The organism is Mesorhizobium sp. M1396 (assembly GCF_040317725.1).
Lineage (GTDB): Bacteria > Pseudomonadota > Alphaproteobacteria > Rhizobiales > Rhizobiaceae > Mesorhizobium.
The window spans coordinates 20,838-44,782 of the sequence record NZ_JAMYLA010000002.1 but is presented as its reverse complement, the minus strand read 5'-3'; the positions used below and the strand labels follow the sequence as shown (position 1 = coordinate 44,782).

20 protein-coding genes are annotated in these 23,945 nt (G+C 63.4%); 10 read left to right on the top strand and 10 right to left on the bottom strand.

Going from position 1 to position 23,945, the window contains the following annotated elements:
• Positions 1–103: 103 nt before the first annotated feature.
• Positions 104–532: a hypothetical protein gene (locus NKH02_RS01440; protein WP_352871392.1), complete on the top strand. Its 429-nt coding sequence runs from the start codon at positions 104–106 to the stop codon at positions 530–532.
• 126 nt (positions 533–658) lie between these two features.
• The gene (locus NKH02_RS01435; protein WP_352875788.1) at positions 659–1,318 is read left to right on the top strand and encodes a response regulator transcription factor; all 660 of its coding nucleotides are present in this window, start codon (positions 659–661) and stop codon (positions 1,316–1,318) included.
• A 215-nt stretch (positions 1,319–1,533) separates the two neighbouring features.
• On the opposite strand, the gene NKH02_RS01430 is transcribed toward NKH02_RS01435, so the two are convergent.
• The gene (locus NKH02_RS01430) at positions 1,534–2,190 is read right to left on the bottom strand and encodes an O-methyltransferase (protein WP_352875786.1); all 657 of its coding nucleotides are present in this window, start codon (positions 2,188–2,190) and stop codon (positions 1,534–1,536) included.
• 93 nt (positions 2,191–2,283) lie between these two features.
• Here NKH02_RS01430 and NKH02_RS01425 point away from each other — a divergent pair, with 93 nt between their 5' ends.
• Positions 2,284–2,919, top strand: coding sequence for a TetR/AcrR family transcriptional regulator (locus NKH02_RS01425; protein WP_352871405.1), 636 nt, complete (start codon positions 2,284–2,286; stop codon positions 2,917–2,919).
• A 32-nt stretch (positions 2,920–2,951) separates the two neighbouring features.
• Here NKH02_RS01425 and NKH02_RS01420 read toward each other — a convergent pair whose 3' ends face one another.
• Complete coding sequence (locus tag NKH02_RS01420; RefSeq protein WP_352875785.1) at positions 2,952–6,461, bottom strand: PAS domain-containing hybrid sensor histidine kinase/response regulator; 3,510 nt, start codon at positions 6,459–6,461, stop codon at positions 2,952–2,954.
• On the opposite strand from NKH02_RS01420, the gene NKH02_RS01415 reads away from it, so the two are divergent.
• From NKH02_RS01415 to NKH02_RS01405, 3 genes are all read left to right on the top strand, one after another.
• Positions 6,436–6,756 carry a hypothetical protein gene (locus tag NKH02_RS01415; RefSeq protein ID WP_352875783.1) on the top strand — a complete coding sequence of 107 codons (321 nt, stop codon included), beginning with the start codon at positions 6,436–6,438 and terminating at the stop codon, positions 6,754–6,756. The genes NKH02_RS01420 and NKH02_RS01415 overlap by 26 nt on opposite strands.
• Before the next feature lie 44 nt (positions 6,757–6,800).
• The gene (gene mscL / locus NKH02_RS01410; protein WP_352875781.1) at positions 6,801–7,223 is read left to right on the top strand and encodes a large conductance mechanosensitive channel protein MscL; all 423 of its coding nucleotides are present in this window, start codon (positions 6,801–6,803) and stop codon (positions 7,221–7,223) included.
• Between the two features lie 111 nt (positions 7,224–7,334).
• Complete coding sequence (locus NKH02_RS01405; RefSeq protein WP_352875779.1) at positions 7,335–8,501, top strand: pyridoxal phosphate-dependent aminotransferase; 1,167 nt, start codon at positions 7,335–7,337, stop codon at positions 8,499–8,501.
• A 146-nt stretch (positions 8,502–8,647) separates the two neighbouring features.
• Here NKH02_RS01405 and hemA read toward each other — a convergent pair whose 3' ends face one another.
• Positions 8,648–9,925 carry a 5-aminolevulinate synthase gene (gene hemA / locus NKH02_RS01400; protein WP_352875777.1) on the bottom strand — a complete coding sequence of 426 codons (1,278 nt, stop codon included), beginning with the start codon at positions 9,923–9,925 and terminating at the stop codon, positions 8,648–8,650.
• 267 nt (positions 9,926–10,192) lie between these two features.
• Here hemA and galE point away from each other — a divergent pair, with 267 nt between their 5' ends.
• From galE to NKH02_RS01385, 3 genes are all read left to right on the top strand, one after another.
• Positions 10,193–11,188: a UDP-glucose 4-epimerase GalE gene (gene galE, locus NKH02_RS01395; protein ID WP_352875775.1), complete on the top strand. Its 996-nt coding sequence runs from the start codon at positions 10,193–10,195 to the stop codon at positions 11,186–11,188.
• A gap of 105 nt (positions 11,189–11,293) precedes the next feature.
• Positions 11,294–12,544 (top strand): D-amino acid dehydrogenase, encoded by a 1,251-nt coding sequence (locus tag NKH02_RS01390; RefSeq protein ID WP_352875774.1) that lies wholly within the window; start codon positions 11,294–11,296, stop codon positions 12,542–12,544.
• Between the two features lies 1 nt (position 12,545).
• Positions 12,546–14,372 carry an alanine racemase gene (locus tag NKH02_RS01385; RefSeq protein WP_352875773.1) on the top strand — a complete coding sequence of 609 codons (1,827 nt, stop codon included), beginning with the start codon at positions 12,546–12,548 and terminating at the stop codon, positions 14,370–14,372.
• A 70-nt stretch (positions 14,373–14,442) separates the two neighbouring features.
• On the opposite strand, the gene NKH02_RS01380 is transcribed toward NKH02_RS01385, so the two are convergent.
• The 7 genes from NKH02_RS01380 to NKH02_RS01350 form a co-directional block, all read right to left on the bottom strand.
• The gene (locus tag NKH02_RS01380; RefSeq protein WP_352875772.1) at positions 14,443–15,834 is read right to left on the bottom strand and encodes an FGGY-family carbohydrate kinase; all 1,392 of its coding nucleotides are present in this window, start codon (positions 15,832–15,834) and stop codon (positions 14,443–14,445) included.
• Complete coding sequence (gene rhaM, locus NKH02_RS01375) at positions 15,831–16,148, bottom strand: L-rhamnose mutarotase (protein WP_352871376.1); 318 nt, start codon at positions 16,146–16,148, stop codon at positions 15,831–15,833. Before rhaM ends, NKH02_RS01380 begins: the two co-directional genes overlap by 4 nt.
• Positions 16,148–17,143, bottom strand: a complete 996-nt coding sequence (locus NKH02_RS01370; protein ID WP_352875771.1) for an ABC transporter permease — start codon at positions 17,141–17,143, stop codon at positions 16,148–16,150. Before NKH02_RS01370 ends, rhaM begins: the two co-directional genes overlap by 1 nt.
• On the bottom strand, positions 17,140–18,117 hold the full coding sequence (locus NKH02_RS01365; protein ID WP_352871374.1) for an ABC transporter permease: 978 nt from the start codon (positions 18,115–18,117) through the stop codon (positions 17,140–17,142). Before NKH02_RS01365 ends, NKH02_RS01370 begins: the two co-directional genes overlap by 4 nt.
• Entirely contained in the window at positions 18,114–19,670 is a 1,557-nt protein-coding gene (locus NKH02_RS01360) for a sugar ABC transporter ATP-binding protein (RefSeq protein ID WP_352871373.1), read from the bottom strand. The genes NKH02_RS01365 and NKH02_RS01360 overlap by 4 nt, the downstream gene beginning before the upstream one ends.
• A gap of 115 nt (positions 19,671–19,785) precedes the next feature.
• Positions 19,786–20,781 (bottom strand): rhamnose ABC transporter substrate-binding protein, encoded by a 996-nt coding sequence (rhaS, locus tag NKH02_RS01355; protein WP_352871372.1) that lies wholly within the window; start codon positions 20,779–20,781, stop codon positions 19,786–19,788.
• A 55-nt stretch (positions 20,782–20,836) separates the two neighbouring features.
• Complete coding sequence (locus NKH02_RS01350) at positions 20,837–21,640, bottom strand: DeoR/GlpR family DNA-binding transcription regulator (RefSeq protein ID WP_057145053.1); 804 nt, start codon at positions 21,638–21,640, stop codon at positions 20,837–20,839.
• Positions 21,641–21,825: 185 nt separating this feature from the next.
• Between NKH02_RS01350 and NKH02_RS01345 the strand changes: the two genes are divergently transcribed.
• The gene (locus NKH02_RS01345) at positions 21,826–23,928 is read left to right on the top strand and encodes a bifunctional rhamnulose-1-phosphate aldolase/short-chain dehydrogenase (RefSeq protein ID WP_352875770.1); all 2,103 of its coding nucleotides are present in this window, start codon (positions 21,826–21,828) and stop codon (positions 23,926–23,928) included.
• Positions 23,929–23,945 lie beyond the last annotated feature (17 nt).

Sequence of the window (23,945 nt, the reverse complement as noted above, 5' to 3'; positions counted from 1 at the left end):
GCGCTATAGTCCGAACCAGCCACGCGGGAAAGACCACGCCAAGGGTCTTCCCCATTTCCGGCGCAAACATGCGATATTTCAGGCCTTGGCCATGGAGGACAACATGCGTCTGCATCACATCTTGATCCCCGCCGCGCTCGTTTCGTTGGTCGCGGCTTCAGCATATTCGGAAGAAACCGACCGCTACCGGCTGGAAAAGTCTGACAACGGCTACGTGCGCATGGATACGCAGACCGGCGCCATGTCGATTTGCGAGGAGCGCTCCGGCCAGCTCGTCTGCAAGATGGCGGCCGACGAACGCGCCGCTTTCCAGGACGAGGTCGACCGCTTGCAAGCCTCGATGAAGGCGATGGACGAGCGCGTCACCAAACTCGAGAATTCGCTCTCCGCCCGCCTCGAATCGAAATTGCCGAGCGAGGAGGATTTCAACAAGACGATGAGCTACATGGAGCGCTTCCTGCGCGGCTTCATGGGCATCGTCAAGGATATGGACAAGGACAACGGCGCCCAGCTCAACTCGCAGAAGACCTGAGCGCTCTAACAAGGGAAAACGCGGCGCGCTGGCTTTGCCGCTTGAAAACAGCGCGCAGCCCCTCATAATCGTCCAACTGGTCCCAAAAAAAGCTAAAAAACCATTGGGGGATTCGGGGAGGGACATTTGCCGTCAGGCTATTCTTTCGTCATCGCCGACGATCACCCGCTGTTTCGCGGTGCGCTGCGCGAAGCACTCGCCGGCATAGGCAATGTCGCCGCCATCCACGAGGCCGGCGATTTCGAGAGCGCCAAGGCGCTGGTCGTGGCCAACGAGGATGTCGATCTGGTGCTGCTCGACCTGTCGATGCCGGGCGCCAGCGGCCTCTCCGGCCTCATCTCGCTGCGTGGAATCCATCCGGCGGTGCCACTGGTCGTGGTGTCTGCGCATGACGATCCGGCGACCATCAGGCGGGCGCTCGATCTCGGCGCTTCCGGCTTCATCTCCAAATCGGCCAGCATGGAGGAGATCCGCAGCGCCGTGCAGACGGTGCTTGCCGGCGACATTGCAGCACCCGTCGGCGTCGATCTCGGCGTCGAGCGCGATCCCGAAATATCCGACCTGATCAAGCGCCTGCAGGCGTTGACGCCGCAACAGACCCGCGTGCTCGGCATGCTGGCCGAGGGCCTGCTCAACAAGCAGATCGCCTATGAACTCGGCGTCTCCGAGGCGACCATCAAGGCGCATGTCTCCGCCATCCTGCAGAAGCTCGGCGTCGACAGCCGCACCCAGGCGGTGATCCTTCTGTCCAAGATCGGCAGCGACCCGCTGCAGCCGGCGGGCTGATCGCCGCAATCCCCCGCGCTTACCTTGTTCAGCTAGCGGATTTGGCGATCAGGCTGCGGGCGGATGCTCGGTGTCGGCTGCTCCGCACTCGCACTCCGATCCTTCCGGATCCGCTTGCAGGCTGCCGCACCCGGCTGATGGCGGCGCCAAGGCCGAGACGTGATCGCCACCAGCGGAATGCCGCGTGGTTGAATCCTATGCGGCGGTGGGACCGTTCAGCCGAGCCGCACGGATAGTTCGACATCCTCGCCGAAGGGCGTGGACATGTAACCCGACGCCGGCGAGCGCACGCGTTCCAGATATTCGGGGCAGAAATCGGCGTTGTCGGCGATGACCAATGCACCCGGCCTCAGGCGGCTCTCGATGAGGCTCAGGATCTCCGGATAGATCGCCTTGGCGCCGTCGAGCAGCAGCAGGTCGATCGTATCCGGCAGGTCCGCGCTCAGCGTCTGCAGCGCGTCTCCCTCTCGGATCTCCACCAGGTCGATGAGACCGCCCTCAGTCAGGTTGGCCTTGGCCCGCATGACTTTGGACGGCTCGAACTCGGTCGTGATCAGGCTGCCGCCGCCATTGTCCCGCAGCGCCGCGGCAAGATAGAGCGTCGAGATGCCGAACGAAGTTCCGAACTCGATGATGACACGCGCGCCGCTGCCGCGTGCCAGCATGTAGAGCAGCGTGCCGGTCTCCGGCGAGATCGCGAGCCAGAGATCCTTCAGCCGTCCATAGAGATCGACATAGTCGGTCTTGCTGCGCGTGAGACGCGCCCGCTGTTCGCGCGAGAGTGCGGTGAGCGCGGGGCTGGTCGCCGCACCGGCCTCCTTGAACAGGCGAGCCAGCAGGGGTGCAAGCGGGGCGTTGGTGAGCGTTGTCATGAAAGTCTCCGTTCGAAAAATGACTGCGTCTTGTGTCGTGCTGAAAATACGAATATTCCTTCAGGTTTCCAATTCGCATTGCTGGGACGCAACATGGCAGGACGCGTAAGCCTTTCAATTTCCTCCCGAAAACAGCCAAAACAGACTCGCGCCACGGAGCTCGTCGCCGCGATTTTGGAGGCTGCTGTTCAGGTTTTGGCGAGCGAAGGCGTGCGGCGTTTCACCACCACGCGCGTCGCCGAAAAAGCCGGGGTGAGTGTCGGCTCGCTCTACCAGTATTTCCCGAACAAGGCCGCGCTTCTGTTCAGGCTCCAGAGCGACGAATGGCGGCAGACGGGTGGCCTGTTGCGCACCATACTCGAAAACGACCAGCAGCCACCGCTCGAACGACTGCGTGCGCTGGTTCACGCCTTCATCCGCTCGGAGTGCGAAGAGGCTGCGGTGCGCGTGGCGCTCAACGACGCCGCACCCCTTTACCGCGACGCGCCCGAAGCGCACGAGGCGAGAGCCTCGGGAGCGCGCATCGTCGAGACCTTCCTGCGGGAGGTATTGCCCGAGGCTGGGGAAGCCGTCCGCGCCTTGGCGGGAGACCTGATCATCACGACACTCAGCGCGGTGGGAAAGGATTTTTCGGGAAGTCCTCGAACGCCAGGCGAGATCGAAAGCTACGCCGATGGCATGGCCGACATGTTCTGCGCCTACCTCGAAAGCCTCGGTTATCGGGGCTGAGACCGCCGGCTCTGGCCGGCCGCCCTTTGACATTATTCCGCCGCCGATGCCAGCGGTCTGACCCTGGCCATCATCGTGCGCAGCACCGCCGGTTTGAGCGGCTTGTTGATCATCGGAATCTCTAGCCCGCCCGCAGCCGTGCGCACCTCGTTGGAGCGGTCGGCGGTGACCAGCACGGCCGGCAGGTTATCGCCATGGATCGCGCGCAGCCTGGCGATGATATCGAGACCGGTTTCGCCGTCGAGATGGTAGTCGGCAAGGACGATGTCCGGCCGGTGCATTGCGGCGCTCTCCAGATCCTTTGAGCCCGACACCGTGTCGACGTTGCAGCCCCAGCCTTCGAGCAGGAGCCTCATGCCTTCGAGGATGCGAGCGTCGTTGTCGATGCACAGCACGTGCAGCCCGGCCAGCGAAGCGGTCGCGCGGGCAGGAGCCCTGGTTTCGATTTCGCGCCGCGTCTCCTGCACGGCCGCCACGGGCAGGATGACGGAAAAGCGCGTGCCCTTGCCCGGATTGGAGAAGATCCGGATCTCCAGGCGCAGCACCCGGGCGATGCGGTCGACGATGGAGAGGCCGAGACCGAGGCCTTCGGCCTCGCGCGCGCCTTCGTCGAGCCGGGTGAACTCGCGAAAGACGGTGTTCAGCTTGTCGCCGGCGATGCCGATGCCGGTGTCGATCACCTGGATCTCGGCCAGCTCGCCGCGCCGCCTGACGCCGACCAGCACACGGCCGTGGCGCGTATATTTGATGGCGTTGGAGACGAGGTTCTGGATCAGCCGGCGCAACAAATTACGGTCCGTCGTCACGGTCAGTGATGACGGCATGATCGTCAACTCAAGCTTCTTTTCGGCGGCGAGCGGCCGGAAGTCATTGCCGATCTGGCGCAGCAGCCCGTCGAGGTTGAAGGCGCTATCGTCCGGCTTCATCGCACCGGCATCGAGGCGGGAGATGTCGAGCACGGCACCGAGAATGGTCTCGACCGATTCCAGTGAAGATTCGATGTTGACCGCTGCCTTGCCGGCAGGCCCCTTGCCGGCTTTCTCGATCAGCGACGAACAATAAAGCCGGGCGGCGTTCAGCGGTTGCAGGATGTCGTGGCCGGCGGCGGCGAGGAAGCGCGTCTTGCCCAGATTGGCCTCCTCGGCCAGCATCTGCGCCTGCGCCAGTTCCTCGTTGACCCGGGTCAACTCCTCGTTGACCCTAGTCAGCTCGATGGTGCGGGTCTTGACGCGCTGCTCCAGCGATTCATTGGCGCGTTTCAGCGCCAGATCCTGTTCGACCCGTCCGGAAATGTCGGCATAGGTGGCGACGATGCCGCCGTCCGGCATCGGGTTGGAGCGCAGCTCCAGGATGCGGCCGCTGGTCTTCAACTCCATCTGCCACGGGCTGACGAAACTGGTCAGCCGGTTGAGCATTGCCACGCGCTGCTCTGCCGGAATGTCGCCGCGCTCGGCAAGATGGCGCAGGATGCGGTCGAGCGAGACGCCGACCTGGCCCATCTCGTCGGGCAGGTCGAACAGCGCCCGGTACTGGCGGTTCCAGCAGATCAGGCGGAAGTCGCGGTCGAAGACGGTGATGCCTTGTTCCATCTGGTCGAGCGCGATCTGCAGCAGGTCGCGGTTGTGCTGCAGCGCCTCGGTGGCGTCGTCGAGCAAGCGGAAGGCATCCCTGGATTCGCGGTCGTGGCGCCGAAACAGCAGCGACAGGATCAGCCGTGCCGAGGAGGAGCCGACGGCGCTGGCCAGCAGTTGCTCGGAAAAGCGGATGATGTCCATACTCGCCTGCTCGTTGCCGTGCAGCGAGGTGCCGTTGGTCTTTTCGAACGACTGGAAGGAGCGCTCGGTGCGCTCGACGCCGAGATAGCGCCCGATCGTATCCTTGAGGTCGTTGACGGTGATGGCGGTGCGAAAGCGGCGCAGGCTGGGCATCGGGCTGGCATCGCGCGGCACGAAGATCGACGCCTGGATGCGCTCCAGCGGCACCGACGCGCGCGAGAGGGAACCCAGCACGAAGAACACCGCGTTGATCGACAGGCTCCACAATACGCCGTGGTTCAGCGGTTCGGCGACGGTGCCGAACAGCGCCTGCGGCCGCAACGCCTCGAAGCCGAACAGCCCGTGCACGATGATGCCGGTATCGGGCGCGGCAAGCGATGGAAACAGCAGTGTGTAGCCCCAGACGAGGATGCCAGCGACCATGCCCAGCGCTGCACCCCGGCCATTGGCGCCGCGCCAGATCAGTCCGCCGATCAGGGCGGGTGCGAACTGGGCGATGGCGGCGAACGACATCAGGCCGATCGACGACAGGCGCACGCTGTTGGTGCTCTCGCGATAGTAGAGGAAGGCGATGAACAGCAGGATGAAGATCGCCCCGCGCCGCACGTTGAGGATGAGCGTCGACCAGTCTTCGTTCTCGGAAGTCGATGTCTTGAGCAGGCGGCGTACGAACAGCGGAATGACGAGGTCGTTGGAAATCATGATCGACAGCGCTACGCTTTCGACGATCACCATGGCGGTTGCCGCCGACAGGCCGCCGATAAAAGCCGCCATCGCCAGCACGTCATGGCCGCTGAACAAGGGCAGCGACAGCACGTAGAGATCGCTGCTGGTCCCCGTGCCGACCAGCGACAGGCCGGCAAAGGCGATCGGCAGCACGAACAGATTGATCGCCACGAGGTAGAGCGGAAACACCCATGTCGCGGTTCGCAGTTCGGCTTCGCCGCGGTTCTCGACGATGGTAACGTAGAACTGCCGCGGCAGCATGATGATGGCAAAGCCGCTCAGGCAAGTCAGCACCAGCCAGGTGGCCAGCGAGGTGTTGTAGCTCATCGCCTGCCGAACCTGCGCATTCTGGGCGAGCTTGTCGAATATGTCGCCTGGGCCGCCGAAGATCAGGAAGGTGACCATCAGGCCGATCGCCAGGAAGGCGGCAAGCTTGACCACGGTTTCGACGGCCACCGCCAGCACCAGCCCGTCCTGGTGTTCGGTTGCGTCGGCGTGGCGCGTGCCGAACAGCACCGCAAACAGCGCCAGCAGCATGGCGACGACCAGCGAGATGTCGCTGACGAAGGGATCGAAGGAGGGCGGCGATCCCGTATAGTGCTCGACCATCAGGCTGACCGAACCGGAAATCGCCTTCAACTGCAGCGCGATATAGGGCACCGCGCCGATGGTGGCGATGAGCGTGGCGATCGCCGCGACAGTGAAGCTCTTGCCGTAGCGGGCGCCGAGGAAGTCGGCGATCGAGGTGATCTTCTCGGTCTTGGCCAGCCGCACGATGCGGTTGAGCAGAGGAAAGCCGAACACGAACACCAGCACCGGGCCGGTATAGATGCCGAGGAATTCGAGGCCGCGTTCGGAGGAGAGGCCGACCGAGCCGAAGAACGTCCAGGACGTGCAGTAGATGGCGAGGCTGAGCGCGTAGATGAAGGGCCGGGCCCGGCTTGGCTCGGAAATGGCCGAGCGGCGGTCGCCCAGGCTGGCGATGGCGAACAGCAGCGTCACATAGGCGATCGCGATGATGACGATGAACAAGCCCTGCACGCCGGCAATATCCTCCCTTTGCCGAATTTCAACCCGGCTTGCCCAGACGCAATCACAGCTTGGCTTCCGAGTCCATCACGGCTTTGGGTGCATGAAGGCTGTGATTCCGATGCATGTCGACCAAAGATCGCAGCAGCTTTGGGCAACGGCATGCACAAAAACAAAAGGCTCAAAGCACGGCGTGACGCGCTTTAACGGATGGCCGTCGGGTAACGGGAAACCGGTTGCTTTCTGCCTTTTGCCGATGTTGCAGCCGGAGGTTTTTGTTATGTTTGTTCTTAGGGTCGATGCCTGAGGACGGGAAACGGCAGCTCGGCCGGTCATGACAAGGAGGGTCGAATGCTGAAAGAGTTCCAGGAATTCATTTCCAAGGGCAATGTGATGGACCTTGCGGTCGGCGTCATCATCGGCGCGGCCTTTGGCAAGATCGTCGATTCCCTCGTAAACGACATCATCATGCCGATCGTCGGCGCGATTTTCGGCGGCCTGGACTTCAACAACTATTTCCTGGGGCTCTCCTCGGCCGTCAACGCCACCTCGCTGGTGGACGCCAAAAAGCAAGGTGCTGTTTTCGCGTATGGCAGTTTCATAACCGTCGCGCTGAACTTCACCATCCTTGCTTTCATCATCTTCCTGATGGTCAAGGCGGTGAACAATATGCGCAAGCGGCTTGAGCGCGAGAAGCCCGCCGCGCCGGCCGCTCCGCCCCCCGCCGATGTCGCGCTGCTCACCGAAATTCGCGACCTGCTCGCCAAGAGATAGACAGATCAGGTTCTTCTGGACCAAAACCCCGGTCGTTCACGGCCGGGGTTTTCTGTTTTCGCATCTGGTAAGGAGCGCTGATCAACGCCCGAGATCGGAACGGACCCGCCCATGACCCTGATCGACAGCCTTCGCGCCGAAGCACGCGCCGCGCCCGAAAGCGGCATTGTCGCCGTCGTCAATTACGGCCGCCTGCGCGAGGGCATGATCCCGCTTTGGGCCGGTGAGGGCGACCTGCCGACGCCGGCCTTCATCACCGATGCCGCGTCGAAGGCGCTGGCCGGCGGCGAGACGTTCTATACTTGGCAGAGGGGCATCCCCGATCTCAGGCAGGCGCTTTCCCGCTACTATGCCAGGCATTTCGGCAAGACGTTTCCCGAGGAGCAGTTCATTGTCACCGGGTCCGGCATGCACGCCATCCAGCTGGCACTCGACGCGCTCGCCGGTGCCGGCGACGAGGTCATCTATCTGTCGCCGGCCTGGCCGAATTTCGACGCCGCGGCGGCGATATCGGGAGCCGTTCCTGTGGCTGTCACGCTCGACCATTCCGGCAATGGCTGGTCCTGCGACATCGAAAAGATCGCGGCGGCGATCACGCCGCGCACCAAGGCGCTGTTCATCAACACGCCGTCGAACCCGACCGGCTGGACCGCCGATCACGAGACCTTGCAGGCGATCCTCGATCTGGCGCGCGCGAAGAACCTCTGGATCATCGCCGACGAGATCTATTCGCTGTTCCACTACGGCCACGGCCGTGCGCCGTCCTTCCTCGACATCGCCACGGCGGAAGACCGCATCCTGTTCGTCAACAGTTTTTCCAAGAACTGGGCGATGACCGGCTGGCGCGTCGGCTGGATCAAGACCCATCCCGCCTTGCAGCAGGTGTTCGAGAACCTGATCCAGTATTCCAACTCCGGCGTTGCCCAATTCATGCAGCGTGGCGCGGTTGCCGCCCTTGATGAGGGCGATGCCTTCGTTGCCGAACAGGTCGAGCGGGCAAGGAAGGCGCGCGACCTGGTCTGCGGTATTCTCGGCGCCACGGGCCGCGCCCGGTTCACCGTGCCGCAAGGCGCGTTCTATCTTTTCTTCACGGTCGACGGCATCACAGATTCACGCACTGCTGCCTTCGACATTGTCGACAAGGCCAATGTCGGCCTGGCTCCCGGCACCGCCTTCGGCCCCGGCGGCGAAGCCTTCCTCAGGCTGTGTTTCCACCGCCGCCTCGACCAGATCGAGGAAGCGGCGCATCGTCTGGCGAATTGGATGAAGACTGTTTGATGCCCTGAAGCCGGATTGAAAGTCGCTCCGGTGAGTCAACTGGCGCGGTTTTCGAGAACCGGAGCGCAGAGGACATTTGGGTCCGTGAGCGGCGGAAGCGCAGAAAACTGTGTCAGATGGCCGCCGGAGTAGAGTTTCAAACGGCTTCAGCCGCCCGACTTGGGCACCAGCAGGGGAATGATCCGGTCGCTCTTGGCCACGGACGGCCGACCGGCGGAGCCATAGGGAATGCCGAGCGCATCCCAGGTCTCGACCAGAGCGTCCTGCAACTCGGCGATCAGTGCATCGGAGTGGAACGGCGTCGGCGTGATGCGCAGCCGCTCGGTGCCGCGCGGCACGGTCGGGTAGTTGATCGGCTGAATGTAAAGGCCGTGAACGCCGAGCAGGCGGTCGCTGGCCATCTTGCAGAGTTCCGGATCGCCAACCAGGACCGGCACGATATGGGTGGCCGATTCCATCACTGGCAGGCCGGCGGCAGAGAGGATCTGCTTGGTCCTCGCGGCCTGCTGTTGCTGGGCGTCGCGCTCGGCCTGCGAGCGCTTGAGATGGCGGATCGACGTGGTCGCGGCAGCCGCGATCGCCGGCGGCAGCGCCGTTGTGAAGATGAAGCCCGGCGCATAGGAGCGCACGGCGTCGATCACGGCACTGGTGCCGGTGATGTAGCCGCCGAGCGTGCCGAATGCCTTGGCGAGCGTGCCTTCGATGATGTCGATGCGGTCGGCAAGGCCTTCGCGCTCGGTGATGCCGCCGCCGCGCGGTCCGTACATGCCGACGGCATGCACTTCGTCGATATAGGTCATGGCGTTGTAGCGTTCGGCGAGTTCGACGATCTGCTTGATCGGCGCGATGTCGCCATCCATCGAATAGACGCTTTCGAAGACGATCAGCTTGGCGCGTTCGCGGCCCGCCGCCTGCAGCAGGCTTTCCAGGTGCGCGACGTCATTGTGGCGGAAGATCTTCTTCTCGGCGCCCGAGCGCCGCACGCCTTCGATCATCGAGGCGTGATTAAGTTCGTCCGAGATGATCAGGCAATTGGGCAAAAGCCGCGCGATGGTCGAGATCGACGCTTCGTTGGACACGAAGCCTGAGGTGAAGACGAGTGCCGCTTCCTTGTCGTGCAGGTCGGCGAGCTCCAGTTCGAGCTCGACCAGCGGGTTGCTGGTGCCGGAAATGTTGCGGGTGCCGCCGGCGCCCGAACCCATTTTGCCGGCCGCATTCTGGAACGCGGCGATGACGTCGGGATGCTGGCCCATGCCGAGATAGTCATTGGAGCACCAGACGGTGATTTCCTCGGCGCGGCCGTTGGAACGCCAGATGGCGCGCGGAAACTTGCCCGCGATACGCTCGAGGTCGGCGAAGACGCGATAGCGACGCTCTGCGTGGAGCTGGTCGATCGCTTCCTCGAAGAACCGCTGATAGTTCATGTCGGCTTCCCAATTTTTGCGCGGGATCATAATCATTGCCCTATTGGTCGTCCACCGGGCCTTCTTGGTCAAAATGCCACGCCCCGGACCTGTTCCTAACGACCACGGATCGTGGCCTATTCCCTTGATGTGGATCAACTTTGTTTCAGGACGATGCCACATACCGGCGATGCCGGTTACCATGAGTTGTAATGGCCAGGCGGCAGGCTTTCCAGTAAGGCGGGGGTTGAGACAGTTTCCGATAAATCTTGAGATGCGAGGTCGCGGATGACAGTTTTGGTAACAGGCGGCGCCGGTTATATCGGCAGTCACATGGTCTGGGAGCTGCTGGATGCCGGCGAGAGCGTGGTCGTTCTCGACCGTCTTTCGACCGGCTTCGAATGGGCGGTGGCGCCGGAGGCGAAGCTGGTGGTTGGCGATGTCGCCGACAAGGAATTGGTCGGCTCGATCATCCGGGAAAACAAGGTCGACGCGATCATCCATTTCGCCGGCTCGATCGTGGTCCCGGAATCGGTCGCCGACCCGCTCAGTTATTATGAGAACAACACCAGCAAGACGCGCACGCTGATCGAAACCGCGGTCCGCGAGGGCGTGCCCAATTTCATCTTTTCCTCGACCGCGGCCGTCTATGGCGGCGCCGGACTGGAGCCAGTGCGCGAGGACGCCCGTCTGGCCCCGGAATCGCCCTATGGCCTGTCCAAGCTGATGAGCGAATGGATGCTGCGCGATGCGGCGGTCGCGCACGGCCTGCGCTATACCGCGCTGCGCTACTTCAATGTCGCCGGCGCCGACCCGAAGGGCCGCACCGGTCAGTCGACGCCGGGCGCCACCCATCTGATCAAGGTCGCCTGCGAGACGGCGCTCGGCAAGCGGCCGTTCATGCAGGTGTTCGGCACCGATTATCCGACGCCGGACGGCACCTGCACACGCGACTACATCCATGTCAGCGACCTGGCGGCGGCGCATCGCCTGGCCCTGCAGCGGCTGCGCGCCGGGGGACAAAGCCTCGTCGCCAATTGCGGCTACAGCCATGGCTACTCGGTGCTCGAGGTCATCGACAGCGTGCGGCGCGCCTTTGGCCATGATTTCGAGGTGAAGATGGGCGATCGTCGTCCCGGCGACGCTGCGGCGGTGGTTGCCAATTCGGATCTCGCCCGCGCGGAACTCGGCTGGGCCCCGCAACGCGACGATCTCGACCAGATCGTTGCCGACGCGCTCGCCTGGGAGCGCATCCTGACCGGCAAGAACTCCGCTCGGGGCTGAGCCGGGTTCTCCCAAGGGCTCGCAAGGCGGGCGGTGAAGCGCTATTGAAGGCATTCGCGGCACGGCATGGAGGCGCTGCGCCGCGAGGAGCTTTTGGGGGATGGCATGAAAATAACGGTGCTCGGGGCCGGTGTCGTCGGTACGGCGGCCGCCTTCTATCTGGCCAGAGACGGGCACGAGGTCACCGTGATCGAGCGCCATCCGGCGCCGGCTCGCGGCACCAGCCAATCGAACGCCGGTCTGGTGTCGCCGGGGGACGCCACCGCCTGGGCCTCGCCGGCGGCGCTGAAGACATTCCTGCGCGCGCTCTACAACCATGATCTCGGCATCAAGGTCCGGCTGCGCTTCGATCCCTATTTCCTCGCCTGGAGCCTGCGCTTCCTGCGCCAGTGCACGAAAGAGCGCCTGCGCGCCAACAGCCGGGTCAAGTTGCGCCTGGCGCTCTATTCGCGCGACTGCATCAACGCCATCTCCGCCGATACCGGCATTCACTATGACGAGCGCAAGAAGGGCATCCTCTATTTCTTCCGCTCGCAGCACAGTCTCGACACCGGCACCGACAATTATCGCTATCTGGCCGAGCATGGCCTGCCGATCGAGATCGTCGGCCGCGAGCGGCTGGTCGAGCTTGAACCGGGTCTTGCCGGCGTGAAGGAAAAGATCGCCGGCGGCGTCTATTCGCCGATAGACCAGACCGGCGATTCCCGGCAGTTCGTGGAAAAATTAGCGGCCTATTCAGCCGAAAAGCTCGGCGTGAAATTTCTCTACGGCACCACGGTCGAGGGTCTAGACATCGAGGGCGACCGGGTGCGCGCGGTGATGACTTCGGCCGGACCGGTCGCCGGCGATGCCGTGGTCATCTCGATGGGACCGGAAAGCGGCCTGCTCGGCCGCCGCTACGGCATCGACCTGCCTGTCTATCCGGTGAAGGGTTATACCGCGACGATTCCCCTGGAGGACGAGAGCAAGGGTCCGACCATGGGCGGCGCCGACGAGGATCAGTTGATCGCCTATTCCAGGCTGGGCAACCGGTTGCGACTGGCTTCGACCGCCGAATTTACCGGTTTCGACCGCTCGCACAAGCCAAGCGATTTCGCCGCCATGTTCAGGACCGGCAAGGATCTGTTCCCCGGCGCCTTCGATGAGAACAAGGCGGAGCTGTGGGCAGGCCTGCGGCCGATGATGCCGAACTCCGTGCCGGTCATCGGCCAGGCACGCTATGAGAATCTCTATCTCGACACTGGCCACGGCCATGTCGGCTGGACCATGGCCTGCGGCTCGGGAAAATTCCTTGCCGACCTCGTCGCCGGCCGCAAGCCGGAGATCGATCCGCAAGGGCTGGTCTACGGGGGCTAGGATGTCGGGACCGCAAGTCGCCATCGACCTTGGCCGCATCGAGCGTAATGCGCGCACGATCGTCGAGCGCTGCGCGCTCTCGGGCATCAAGGTCTTCGGCGTCACCAAGGGCACTTGCGGCATGCCGCAAGTGGCGCGCGCCATGCTGCGCGGCGGTGTCGCCGGCATCGCCGAATCGCGCTTCGAAAACATCCGCCGGCTGCGCGACAGCGGCATCAACGCGCCGATCATGCTGTTGCGGAGCCCGCCGATGGCCCGTGTCGAGGAAGTGGTGCGCACCGTCGACATCAGCCTGCAGTCGGAACTCGCCACCATCCGCGAGATTTCGCGCATCGCCGAGCGCATGGGCCGGGTCCACGACATCATGCTGATGATCGACCTCGGCGATCTCCGCGAAGGCATCTGGCCGAACGACCTGATCCCGACGGTCGAGCAGATCCTGCGGTACAAAGGGGTGCGCATCGCCGGCATCGGCACCAATCTCGGCTGCTTCGGCGCCATCATGCCGACGCCGGAAAATCTCGGCCAACTCGTCGCCCATGCCTACAAGACCGAGCGCCTGTCCGGCAAAAGCCTCGACGTGATTTCCGGCGGCGCCTCGTCGTCGCTGCCTTTGCTGCTCGAAGGCAGACTGCCGGCCGGCATCAACAATCTGCGGATAGGCGAGGCGATCCTGCAAGGCGGCGTCGAAACCTTCCGCGACACGCCTTGGGCCGAGCTGGAACCCGATGCCTGCCGGCTGACCAGCGACATCATCGAGGTCAAGCTCAAGCCGTCACGGCCGATCGGCCAATCCGGCTACGACGCCTTCGGCAACCAGCCGATCTTCCCCGACCAGGGCGACAGGCTGCGCGCCATTGCCAATATCGGCCGCGAGGACGTGCTGGTCGAAGGCCTGACACCGATCGCCAAGGGGATACGGGTGCTCGGCGCCTCCAGCGACCATCTGCTGCTGGATGTCGGCGATGCCGATCCGCCGCCGGCCGTCGGCGACCGTGTCGCCTTCCGCATGAGCTATGGCGCCATGCTGCTGGCGATGACCTCGGAATATGTCGAGAAGGCCCCGATGCACGACGTCGAGGACTTTTCCGGCCGCAAGATGGTGCAGATCACGGCCGAGCAAGGGGCTGCCGGCATCCTGGCTCGGGAAGGCACCGGCGCGCGGCTGGAAGCGATGAATTTCGACGTCGTCGAGTTGGCCGATGTCGAGCGGCCGCCATCGGGACTGATTCGGCTTGCCGCCGGCGCCGACCGTCGCATCGCCCACAAGGCGCTGACCGCGACGGCGCGCGCGACGCATTCCTTCGGCCTGATCTGGATCGATTCCATCGCCGCCCTGATGCCCGAGGAAGAGGACGGCATCGACCTGCCGGAAGGCTCGGTGCTGGCGCGCACACTCGGCCTCGACCACAAGGCGGGCGCGTTGCAGCCGCAAATGTCGCCGGAGAATGTCGTCATCGTCGGCTTGCGCCACGCCGATCCGGCCGAGGCACGGGTGCTGAAGGATTCGCGCGTCTCCGCCTTCACCATGACCGACATCGACGCCATGGGCATGCGCGACCTGATGCATGAGGCGATCCGCGTCGCCACCTCCGGCACGCAAGGCTTCCATGTCAGTTACTCGCCTACCGCTACCGAATTCGCAGGCTGGGCGGCGGGCTCCGGCGGGCTCACCGTGCGCGAGACGCATCAGGCGATGGAGGCGATCGCGCTCTCCGGCGGACTGCTGTCGATGGATGTTTCCGGCCTGACCGCGGCTCTGAAGCCCCGGATCGGCACCGATGTCGTCAACTTCGTCATGTCGGCCTTCGGCAAGCGGATTTTGTAGCTGAGCATGATCCCGAAAAGTGGGTTTCGGTTTCCTCGGACAAACGGAAACCGTTTGTCCGAGATCATGCTCAATCAGATAGACCCTGGCCCTGCGCTTCGACCGCCGCGCGCCAGGCGTTGGCGTAGTCGGCCCAGGCCGGGTCGGCCGGCGGCTCCATTCTTTCGCCTTTGCCCTGCGCCGTCAGTTGATCCGTTGCCAGCAAGGCAGCGCCGATGCTGGTGCCGGTGGCGGCCTCGGACGCAACGACGGCGCGTCCCGTGCTGGCTGCTAGCATGCCGACAAAGAGCCGGTTGCGGGCAAAGGGGCCTTCGACAGTAGTCGGGCCGTCGGCACCGATCAGGTCGAGGCAGGTCGCCGTCATCAGCGCCAGATAGAATGAGATGGCGGCAAAGCGCTGGCCACTTTTCATCCCGTCGGCGTTGAGCCATGTCGCGGTCTGATGCGGGAACGGCCCCGACCCTTGCTGGGTCGATGGCAGCAGCAGCACCTTCCGCATCAGCACGGCGCCGACATCATCTTCGCTCCACTGCTCCGGCTGGTCCTTCGTCAGCATGGAAAACTCGCGGCCACCCATGAAGCGTGCCGAGGGGACGGGACTGCCGAGTGCGTTGACATTGACCAGCGTGTCGCGTGCCGCATCCAGCGCAATCTGTTTGCCGCCAACCGCCATCGACACCACCCAGGTGCCGGTCGAGACGACGGAGAAAGGCGGTTTGTCGGAGAGAAGATGCGGCAGCAACGAGGCGTTGGAATCGTGCAGGCCGCAGAAGACCGGCGTTTGCGGGTCAAGGCCGGTTCGCACGGCAAGCGCGGGCAGGATCGGGCCGAGGCGATCACTGGCTGGCCGCACCGGCACCATCAGCCAGCGCCAGTCCAGCCTGTCGACCAATGATGAAAAATCCGCCGTCCATGGGTTCCACAGATCAGTGTGGCAGCCGAGCGAGGTCACCTCATTGGCGGCGACGCCGGTCAGGCGCAAGGCCCAGTATTGCGGGTACATCAGCATCGCGGCGGCCTTGGCGAATTCCGCCGGGAAGCTTTTCTGTTGCCAGAAGAATTGCGCGCCGAGATTGAGGCCGAGCGGCAAGCGCGGCGTGCCGGTCTCGGCGAAGGGCGGCCTAATCGCATCATAATCCACGGCCAGCCTGTCGGGGCCATCGAATTCATAGTCGAGCACCGGCAGCACCAGATCGCCCGCGGCGTCGACCAGTGCGCCCGTCGCGCCATGGGTCGTGATCGAAATGGCGTCGATGCGCTGTTCGCGGTTGAGGCCGGCAAGGCTGTCGAGGATGAACGTCCACAGCGCTTCGACATCATGATGCGGGTAGGGCGCCTGCCGCACCGGCGCATTGGCCATGCGGCGCAACGCCACCTCGCTCAACGTCACGAGGTCGACGAACGCGACCTTGGCGTTGGTCTTGCCGATGTCGATGACGGCAATATGGCGCATCGCACTCATGCCATATGGAACACGGTTTCCAACGGCACGGCCACCGGTTCGTTGTCCGGCCTGGTTTCCATGATGTCGGCCATGTGGGTCCACCAACGCTGCATCACCGGATGCTTCGGCAGGTCGTCCATGCCGTGGTCGTCTCGCCGCCACAGCACGCCGAACAGAATGCTCGTCTCCTCGTCGAGATGGATGGAATAATCGGAGACGCCGGCCTGCTTCAGCAGTGATACCAGCGACGGCCAGATCTCGTCGTGGCGCTTCTTGTACTCGGCCTTCAGGCCGGGCTTCAGCTTCATCTTGAACGCGTATTTCTGCGGCATCAGCGTCCTCCGAGCAGCCGCCGCCAGACGATCGGCAGAGCGATGACGATGATCAGCAGCAGGCCGATGAAGATCGACATGACGATGCCGGGCACGTTGAGCAGGCCAAGGCCGAAGGTCACCAGCCCCATGATGAAGGCTGCGAGCACGACGCCCAGAATGCTGCCGGCGCCGCCGAGGATGCTGACGCCGCCGAGCACCACCATGGTGATGACTTCGAGTTCATAGCCCTGTGCGATCGAGGGCCGCGTCGAACCGAGCCGCGAGGTGATCAGCACCGAGGCGATGCCCGACATCAGCCCGGTCAGGCAGAACAGGATGAACTTGGTGCGGCCGACGCGCACGCCAGAGAACTGCGACCCCACCGGGTTGTAGCCGATGGCAAAGACACGGCGGCCGAAACTCGTGAGGTGCAGCAAGAACCAGTAAACGACGGCCGCGATCAGGAAGAGCACCAGCTCGAACGACACCACCCACCAGATATAGCCCTGGCCGAAAAACGCGAAGCTTTCGGGATAACCCTTGTAGGCCTGGTCGCCGAGGATGATGAAGGCGATGCCGCGAAACAGGCTCATCGTGCCGATAGTGACGACGATCGAGGGCAGCCCGAGCCTCGTCACCAGCAGCCCGTTGAAGGCGCCGCAGCCGAGCCCGACGACGATGCCGATCAGCACCAGCACCGGCGTGCCGGCGCCGGCCTGCACCGCCATGCCCATCATGGTCGAGGCCAGCGCAATGATGGCGGCCACCGACAGGTCGATCTCACCCGAAATGATCAGCAGCGCCATGGCGAAGGCGATCAGACCCTTCTCGGTGAAGTTGAAGGTGAGATCGGACAGCGAATACGGGTCGAGGAAATACGGCGAGGCTAAGCTGTTGATGGCGAAGATGGCGACCGCCACCACGACCAGCAGCGCTTCCCAGGAAAAGATCGCCGAACGAAACGGCTTGTCGAGTCGGTCGGGAATGTGGCGCGGGGCCGGGATTTCGGTCATGCCGCCTCTACTTTCCGCAGGATGATGCGGCCCTGCCGGCGTTCGCCGCGCGCGTTAAGCACGACAGCCAGAATGATGGCGCTGCCCGAGATCGCCATCTGCCAGAAGGGCGAGATGTTGATGACCGGCAGTGCGTTGGAGATGATGCCGAGGAACAGCGCACCGAGCACCGCGCCGCCCACCGAACCGATGCCGCCGGCGATCGAGATGCCGCCGATGACGCAGGCGGCGATGATGTTGAGCTCATAGCCGTTGGCGACCTCGACCGAGGCGATCACATAGCGGGAGATCCAGAGATAGCCGGAAAGTCCGCCGATCATGCCGGAGATGCAGAAGACGATGAATTTCGTCCTGCCGACATCGATGCCGGCATAGACCGAAGCCGTCGGGTTGACGCCGATGGCATAGATCGAGCGGCCGAGCGCGGTGCGCGTCATCAGGACGAAGAACAGCACGATGACCAGGATGGCGATGCAGGACAGCACCGGAATGCCGAGGAACGCCGCCCGCTGGAAGCCGATGAAGTCCGGGCTCATCTTGTCGGCATTGACCCAGGCGCCGCCTGACAGGACGAAGGTGGCGCCGCGATAGATGGTCAGCGTGCCCAATGTCACCACGATCGAAGGGATGTTCAGCCGCCAGACCAACAGGCCGTTGATGGCGCCGAGCACCAAGCCGACGACCAGGGCGATGCCAATCAGCAGCGGGATCGGGATTGCCGGATGCGCGGCGTTCAGCATCGCCACCACCATGCCGGTGAAGCAGAGGTTGGACGCCATCGACAGATCGATCGACCGGGTCAGGATGACAACCATCTGGCCCAGCGCCAGGATCATCAGGATCGAGGTATCGTTGAACACCTGGCGCAAATTGACGGGGTCGGCAAAGGCCGGGAAGCGCGTCGAGATCAGCCCGATCAGCACGACGATGGCCGCGAACAGCCAGATTTCACGGTATTTAAGAAAGGCTTTCATGCCGCGATCCCTGCTGCCGTCCTGACCAGCGTCTCGGCGTCCAGCCCCTTGTTGTCGTAGACCGCCGCGACGAGACCCTCGCGCATGACGATGACACGGTCGGACATGCCGAGGATTTCCGGCAGTTCCGACGACACCATGATCACCGAAAGGCCCTGCGCCACCAGCTCGGCCATGAAGCCGTGCACGGCGGCCTTGGAGCCGATGTCGATGCCCTTGGTCGGCTCGTCCAGGATGATCACCTTGGGCGCCGTCGCCAGCCATTTGGCGATGACGATCTTCTGCTGATTGCCGCCCGACAGCGTGCCGACATCCTGGCTGAGCGAGGAGGCGCGCAGGTCGAGCCGCTCGGTATAGGAGCGGGCGAGCGCGAATTCTTCCGACAGCCGCAGCAGGCCGGATCTGGAGGTACGCTTGAGCGAAGGCAGCGAGACGTTCTGGAAGATCGGCAGGCCGATCACCACGCCCTGCTTGCCGCGCTCTTCCGGCACATAGACGATGCCCGCATCGATCGAATCCGCCGCCGATTTCGGCGCGATCACCTTGCCTTCCAGCATGATCGTGCCGGCTGATGTGCGGGTTATGCCCGATATCGCCTGCATCACCTCGCTGCGCCCGGCGCCGACAAGGCCGTAGAAACCGAGGATTTCGCCCTTGTGCAGTTCGAAACCGATGTCGTTGAACTCGGTCGGATGCGACAGGCCGGAAACGGAAAGCACCGGCGCGCCGATCTCAGCCTTGCGCTGCGGAAAGATATGGTCGACGGCGCGGCCGACCATCAGGCGCACGATCTGGCTTTGGCCGGCATCCTTGATCAGGCCTTCGCCGACCATCTCGCCATCGCGGAACACCGTGTAGCGGTCGGCGATGCGATAGATTTCGTCGAACTTGTGGCTGATGAACAGAATCGCCTTGCCTTCGCTTTTGAGGAATTCGATCAGCAGGAAAAGCTCCTCGATCTCCTTCATCGAAAGGGCGGCGGTCGGCTCATCCATGATGACGATCTGAGCGTCAATCGACATGGCCCGCGCCACGGCGACCAAATGCTTGTTGGCGATGCCGAGGTCCTTCAGCCGGGCGTCGGCGTGGATATGACTCGCGTGCATGGTGTCGAGCACTTCGCGCGCATTTTTGCGCATCGTGCGCCAGTCGATGGTGCCGAAACGCGTGCGCGGGGCGTGGCCAAGAAAGATGTTCTCGGCAACCGTCAAATCGTCGAACAGCACGGTTTCCTGGTGGATGGCGGTGACGCCGTGTCCGAAAGCTGCGTGCGCGCTGGGCAGGGTGACGGCTTGGCCGTCGATGCTGATCGTGCCGGTGTCGGGCTGGTAGATGCCGGTCATGATCTTGACCAGGGTCGACTTGCCGGCGCCGTTCTCACCGATCAGCGCGGTCACCTGGCCCGGATAGAGCGACACGCTGACATTGTGCAGCGCGCGCACGCCGGGAAAGCTCTTGGAGATGCCGGACAGCGTCAGGAGTGGAGCCGCCTTACCCTCCCCCTTGTGGGGAGGGTCGCGAACAACGTGAGCGGGGTGGGAGTCTACTAGCATATCAAGGTCCTGGCACATGGAGATGTCGCCACCCCACCCCGTCTCGCTTGCATCGCTTCGCGAAGCCGGCTCGCCGACCCTCCCCACAAGGGGGAGGGTGGTGCGAGCGTCCAGATCAATAGATCTTGGAGAACTTCTCGATGTTCGACTTGTCGAACTGGAAGGGCGGAGCCATCGCGGCCGAGTTGGAGTCGTCGAGCGTGACCTTGCCGACGCGGCCGATCGACAGCGTGGCACCGGGCTTGGCCTCTTCCTTCTTCACCGCCAGATCGTGGGCGAGATAGACGGCCGAATAGCCGAGGTCGATCGGGTTCCACAGCGCAACCGCCTGGCTGGCGCCGTTGTCGATGAACTTCTTGAACTCGGACGGCAGCGCCAGACCGGTGACATTGACCTTGCCGATCAGGTTCTCATCGGTGACGACCTGGGCGGCGGCGACGACGCCGACGGTGGTCGGCGCGATGATCGCCTTGAGGTTCGGATAGGACTTCAACAGGCCCTTGGCCTCGTCCGTGCTCTTGGCCGAATCATCATCGCCATAGACGGTGGCGACGAGTTTGATCTTGGGGAACTTCTCCGGCAGGATTTTCTTGGCCGCGTCGATCCAGGCATTCTGGTTGGTGGCGGTCGAGGAGGCCGACAGGATGGCGACTTCGCCGCCTTCCGGCAGGTAGTCGGCGGCAAGCTTGATGATGGTCTCGCCGATCAGTCCGGTGTCGGACGGGTTCAGGTGAAGCTGGCGGCCTTCCTTGGCGACGCCCGAATCCCAGGAGATGACGGTGATGCCGCGCTCCATGGCCTTCTTCAGCACCGGCACCAGCGCGTCGGCGTCATTGGCCGAAATGGCGATGGCATTGACCTTCTGGGCGATCAGCGAATTGACCACCTCTATCTGCGCTTCGGCGGTCGCCTTGGTCGGGCCGGTGTAGATGATGTCGACATCGCCGAGTTCCTTGGCCGCCTCCTCGGCGCCCTTGTTGGCGGCATCGAAGAAGCCGTTGCCGAGCGACTTCACCACCAGTGCGATCTTGACGTTCTCGGCATAGGCCGCATTCACGAACATGGCGGCTGAGAATGCAGCCGTCACCATCAATTTCTTCAAGAAGCTCATCGAATATCCTCCCTTGAGCGTTGCATTCCATCGCCGCTGCTGGCGTGAGAGTGTCTCAGGCCTGCAGCGAAGATTCTTCCTTTGCCGACTTGCGGGCGACGATCAGCGTCACGCCGGCGGTCTCTAACATCTTGGCTTCGCGATCCTCGATGCCGTCATCGGTGATGACGGTTGCGATGCGCGACAGGCCGCACAGGATCAGGCTGGAGCGTTTGCGGAATTTCGAGGAATCGACCAGCACCACCAGTTCGTCGGCCTGGTCGATCAGTTTTTGCTCCGCCTGGATCAGCAGCGGGTCGCCCTCCATCAGGCCGAGCGGGCCGAGCCCCTGCGCGCCCATGAACATGCGGCGCGCATAGAAGTTGCGCGTCACGTCATTGTCGAAGGGCGACAGGATGATGTTCTGCTCGCGGTAAATGGTGCCGCCCGACAGCATCACCGTGTTCTTGGAGTGCTTGAGCAGGTGTTCGGCGATCGGGAACGAATTGGTGAAGATCGGCATGCGGCGACCGGTCAGGAAATGCACCATCTGGAACGTGGTGGTGCCGCCATTGATGATGATCGGCTCGCCATCCTTGCACAGCTCGACCGCTTCACGGGCGATTGCCCGCTTCTGCGAGGCGTTGATCGTTTCGTTGACGGAAAAGGGCCGGCCGGCCAGCCCAATGAACTGCGGCGGCGAGATTGCTTCAGCGCCGCCGCGCACACGGCGCAGGCGCTTCTGGACATGGAGGGCCGCGATGTCACGCCGGATCGTCGCCTCGGAGGACTCCGTCAGGTCGACCATCTCCTGCACCGTCACCACAGGCTTTTCCTGGACGGCGGACAGAATGATCCTGTGGCGCTCTTTTTCGTGCATGGTTCCTCCCTGCCTGAGCATCTAGGCACCCACAACGCGCAGTGTCAATCATTTCCGATCATATAATTTCATTGTGCAGTGCAATATGATCGATCTTGATCGTTTGTGATTGACAAACCCGCCGCTTCCGTGGAAATTCGGGCCAAATGGGCCGCACCGTTTGCGTGCCTTCGGGAGGATTACATATGCTCGACAAGCGCACCGGCGCGCGCCTCGCCAATCTGTGGGACGAGGCCAAGGCTCAAGCGATGAGCGAGCCGGAACTTCTGGTCTATCGCTCGAACACGCTTGGCTCCGACAAGCGCGTCACCAACTATGGCGGCGGCAACACCTCCTCTAAGATCTGGCAGAAAGACCCGCTCACCGGCGAGGATGTCGAAGTGCTTTGGGTCAAGGGCTCGGGCGGCGACAGCGCGTCGATCAAGCTCGACGGCTTTGCCACCCTTTACATGGACAAGCTGCGCGCGCTCAAAGGCCTTTATCGCGGCGTTGAGCACGAGGACGAAATGGTCGGCTTCCTGCCGCACTGTACGTTCAATTTGAACCCACGCGCGGCCTCGATCGACACGCCGCTGCATGCCTTTGTGCCGAAGCCATTTGTCGATCACATGCATCCCGATGCCATCATCGCCATTGCCGCCGCCAAGGATTCCAAGGCGCTGACCAAGGAGATATTCGGCGACGCCATCGGCTGGCTGCCGTGGAAGCGGCCGGGCTTCGAACTCGGCCTGTGGTTGGAGAAATTCTGCCTCGAACATCCCGCCGCAAAGGGCGTCATCCTGGAAAGCCATGGGTTGTTCACCTGGGGCGACACCCCTCGGGAATGCTACGAGACGACGATCTCGGTGATCAATCAGGCGATCGAATGGTTCGAGCGCCGCTCCGAGGGCATCGCCATCTTCGGCGGCGAAGCGGTCAAGTCGCTTGACGCGGCCGAACGCCGCGCCATTGCGGCGAAACTGATGCCGAAAATTCGCGGCCTGATCTCGGAAAAGAGCCACAAGCTCGGTCATTTCGACGATTCGCCCGCCGTGCTCGAATTCGTCAACTCCAGGAATCTGCGCCCGCTGGCGGCACTCGGCACGTCGTGTCCTGACCATTTCCTTCGCACCAAGATCCGTCCGCTGGTGATCGAATTCGATCCGGCCAAACCCGATGGCGATGCCGTCATTGCGCGCCTCGCCGACGACGTGGCGGCCTATCGTGTCGGCTACCAGGCCTATTACGACAGCTGCAAGCATGCCGACTCGCCCGCCATCCGCGATCCCAATGCCGTCGTCTATCTGATGCCCGGCGTCGGCATGTTCACCTTCGCCGGCGACAAGGCGACGGCGCGCATCTCGGGCGAATTCTACGTAAACGCCATCAATGTCATGCGCGGCGCCTCGACCGTCTCGTCCTATGTCGGCCTGCCCGCAAAGGAAGCCTTCGACATCGAATACTGGCTGCTCGAGGACCTGAAGCTGCAGCGCATGCCGAAGCCGAAGGCGCTTGCCGGCCAGATCGCGCTGGTCACCGGTGGCGCCGGCGGCATTGGCCGCGCAACCGCCAACCGGCTGCTGCGCGAAGGCGCCTGCGTCGTGCTGGCCGACATCGACGAAACAGCCCTTGCCAGCGCCAATGACGAACTGGCCAAAGCCTATGGCAAGGATTTTGTCAGGCCGGTGCTGATCAACGTCACCTCGGAGGACCAGGTCATTTCGGGCTTCGCCGAGACTGCGGTCGAGTTCGGCGGCATCGACATTCTGGTGTCGAATGCGGGGCTGGCTTCCTCGGCGCCGATCGAGGAGACGACGCTGGCGCTGTGGAACAAGAACATGGACATCCTGTCGACCGGTTATTTCCTGGTCTCGCGGGAAGCGTTCCGGCTGTTCCGCGTGCAGAATATCGGCGGCAACGTCGTCTTCGTCGCCTCCAAGAACGGACTTGCCGCCTCGCCCAACGCCGCCGCCTACTGCACCGCCAAGGCCGCCGAGATCCATCTCGCCCGATGCCTGGCACTGGAGGGCGCGGAAGCGCAGATCAGGGTCAATGTCGTCAACCCGGACGCGGTGCTGCGCGGCTCGAAGATCTGGACCGGCGAGTGGAAAGAACAGCGCGCCGCCGCCTACAAGATGTCGACCGACGATCTGGAGGAGCACTATCGCTCGCGCTCGATGCTGAAGCGTTCGGTGTTTCCCGAAGACATCGCGGAGGCGATCTATTTCTTCGCCTCCGACATGTCGGCCAAGTCGACCGGCAACATCGTCAATGTCGACGCGGGCAACGCGCAGAGCTTTACGCGCTAGCGGACGCCAGAGCGCTT

Bases quoted from the DNA above. Each gene is read 5' to 3' on its own strand.
- NKH02_RS01425 (WP_352871405.1), top strand. From the start codon at position 2,284: ATGGCAGGACGCGTAAGCCTTTCAATTTCCTCCCGAAAACAGCCAAAA.
- NKH02_RS01365 (WP_352871374.1), bottom strand. From the start codon at position 18,117: ATGAAAGCCTTTCTTAAATACCGTGAAATCTGGCTGTTCGCGGCCATC.
- NKH02_RS01390 (WP_352875774.1), top strand. From the start codon at position 11,294: ATGAAAATAACGGTGCTCGGGGCCGGTGTCGTCGGTACGGCGGCCGCC.
- NKH02_RS01385 (WP_352875773.1), top strand. From the start codon at position 12,546: ATGTCGGGACCGCAAGTCGCCATCGACCTTGGCCGCATCGAGCGTAAT.
- NKH02_RS01405 (WP_352875779.1), top strand. From the start codon at position 7,335: ATGACCCTGATCGACAGCCTTCGCGCCGAAGCACGCGCCGCGCCCGAA.
- NKH02_RS01350 (WP_057145053.1), bottom strand. From the start codon at position 21,640: ATGCACGAAAAAGAGCGCCACAGGATCATTCTGTCCGCCGTCCAGGAA.
- NKH02_RS01430 (WP_352875786.1), bottom strand. From the start codon at position 2,190: ATGACAACGCTCACCAACGCCCCGCTTGCACCCCTGCTGGCTCGCCTG.
- NKH02_RS01370 (WP_352875771.1), bottom strand. From the start codon at position 17,143: ATGACCGAAATCCCGGCCCCGCGCCACATTCCCGACCGACTCGACAAG.
- NKH02_RS01380 (WP_352875772.1), bottom strand. From the start codon at position 15,834: ATGAGTGCGATGCGCCATATTGCCGTCATCGACATCGGCAAGACCAAC.
- rhaM (WP_352871376.1), bottom strand. From the start codon at position 16,148: ATGCCGCAGAAATACGCGTTCAAGATGAAGCTGAAGCCCGGCCTGAAG.
- galE (WP_352875775.1), top strand. From the start codon at position 10,193: ATGACAGTTTTGGTAACAGGCGGCGCCGGTTATATCGGCAGTCACATG.
- NKH02_RS01345 (WP_352875770.1), top strand. From the start codon at position 21,826: ATGCTCGACAAGCGCACCGGCGCGCGCCTCGCCAATCTGTGGGACGAG.
- mscL (WP_352875781.1), top strand. From the start codon at position 6,801: ATGCTGAAAGAGTTCCAGGAATTCATTTCCAAGGGCAATGTGATGGAC.
- rhaS (WP_352871372.1), bottom strand. From the start codon at position 20,781: ATGAGCTTCTTGAAGAAATTGATGGTGACGGCTGCATTCTCAGCCGCC.
- NKH02_RS01440 (WP_352871392.1), top strand. From the start codon at position 104: ATGCGTCTGCATCACATCTTGATCCCCGCCGCGCTCGTTTCGTTGGTC.
- NKH02_RS01360 (WP_352871373.1), bottom strand. From the start codon at position 19,670: ATGCTAGTAGACTCCCACCCCGCTCACGTTGTTCGCGACCCTCCCCAC.
- NKH02_RS01415 (WP_352875783.1), top strand. From the start codon at position 6,436: ATGATGACGATGAACAAGCCCTGCACGCCGGCAATATCCTCCCTTTGC.
- hemA (WP_352875777.1), bottom strand. From the start codon at position 9,925: ATGAACTATCAGCGGTTCTTCGAGGAAGCGATCGACCAGCTCCACGCA.